Origin of the sequence: Kutzneria sp. 744 (genome assembly GCF_000568255.1) — a bacterium.
In the GTDB taxonomy this organism is placed as follows: domain Bacteria; phylum Actinomycetota; class Actinomycetes; order Mycobacteriales; family Pseudonocardiaceae; genus Kutzneria.
In genome coordinates, this window is record NZ_KK037166.1 from 10,359,070 (window position 1) to 10,360,668 (window position 1,599).

The 1,599-nt window shown below is 66.7% G+C and carries 2 protein-coding genes; both read right to left on the reverse strand.

The genetic code is table 11. The features are described from left to right. Window positions 1–67: 67 nt before the first annotated feature. The gene (locus KUTG_RS47070; RefSeq protein WP_157495289.1) at window positions 68–610 is read right to left on the reverse strand and encodes a hypothetical protein; all 543 of its coding nucleotides are present in this window, start codon (window positions 608–610) and stop codon (window positions 68–70) included. Between the two features lie 315 nt (window positions 611–925). Continuing rightward, window positions 926–1,599 (reverse strand): MerR family transcriptional regulator (locus KUTG_RS47075; RefSeq protein WP_043726416.1); only part of this gene is annotated, 674 nt, incomplete at its 5' end.

The window sequence follows — 1,599 nt, forward strand, 5'->3', positions numbered from 1 at the left end:
AAAAAAAAAAAAAAAAAAAAAAAAAAAAAAAAAAAAAAAACAAAAATACATGTTCACACAGACCAGATTAGAAGCGACGGAATAAAAAAAAAAAACAAGATCCACGCATAGAACGTAACGTCCGGGCGGCGGTAGACGATCGGCGAGTAGCCGTCGCCGCGGTCGCGGTGGCCGTCGGCTTCACCGGCGCCAACAGGATGTTGCCCAGGTTGGTGCCGCCGGCGCGGGCGCCGGGGTTGGTCGCGCGCACCGCCACCGTTGCCGCGCCCAGGTCGGTGCCCTGGAAGTTCGTGCCGTCGGCCGACCAGCCCGGCGTCCAGCCCGGCGGCACCTGGAGCGACCCCGGCACATAGGCCTGCGCGCCCTCGACAGGATCGGTGACGGTGGCCGGGGCCGAACCGCTCGAACTGTTGTTGGCGTAGCTGAGCACCCAGTTCAGAGTGTCGGCGTGATGCACCGGATCAGCGCCCGGACTTGTCACGTCCTGCACGCTCTTGGTCAGCCCGGACGGCGCCGCGACGGCGGCCGGAGCGGCGACACCGGCGGCCACCGCGGTTATCACGACACCGATGGTCAAAGTGGAGCGTGCGAAGGCCAGTCTTCGTCTCATGCTCTCCCTCGTTCCCCTACGGACACCTCCGCCGGGATTGCCGGCGGCTGCGCGAAGGCGAGCGTAGGAAGACGGTTGCCATGGGACAACAAGGGTCGCTGGGACGCGAACCTCGCTGCTCTGTCCGCGCGAATCCGTGGTGTGCGACCAGACTCTGCGCACGCCTGCGGCATCGTCGCGCTGGGCAGAACGGGGGCCCCTCTAGCCCGATCGACTACTGGTGAAAGTTCTCTCTTCTGGAGTCTCCGCCCGATCGGCTCGGCTTCGGCGGCCTGACCGTTCGGCCGACCTCCCGCGTCGGCCACCAGGTCGCTGTCAGGTGGTGTCGTGACGCAGGGCAGCGGCCAGCCATTCCTGAACCGTGGCCGCCCGCTCGGGATCCGGCTGGGGAGTGCCGTTGATCGTCGCCACCAACGTGGTGTACCTGGTGATCAGGTTCAGCCCGGTCATCCTGGCCCGGACTTCGGCCGCCCTGTCCCGGTCGAAGCCGATCATGGTGCGCCGGGACTTGTCGGCGTCGTGCCGCCCGGTCATGGCGGCGACGAACTCGGCGCGGTGCGCGGCCATGCGCTCGGCGATGTCCCGGGCCTGCGGCGAATCGGCGGGCACGCCGGCCTGCAGCGCCGCCCGCGCCTCGAGATGGAGCCGCCGCTGCGTCTCGGCATGCGCCATCATCTCCGGCGAGGTCATCAGCTTGCCCTGTTCGGTGCCGAAGATGCGGTGCAGGTGATCGCGCAGCGCCGTGCGGAACTGGTCGTCCTGCACGATCTCGGCCAGTTCGATCCAGGCCTCCAGCTGTTCGGTGGTGGGCTCGTCGGGAAGGTGCGGCCGCCGGGCGCGCAGCCGCTCGACGTAGCCGGGGTGGACGTCGAGGCCGTCGGTCACGAAGTCCCAGAACCGGGTGATGAGCTGGTCGCGGTCGTCGTCGGACATGGACGCGAGCTTGTGCATCAGGCTCGCCTGCTCCGTTGTGGTGTGTTGTCGCACGA

Bases quoted from the DNA above. Each gene is read 5' to 3' on its own strand.
- KUTG_RS47070 (WP_157495289.1), bottom strand. From the start codon at position 610: ATGAGACGAAGACTGGCCTTCGCACGCTCCACTTTGACCATCGGTGTC.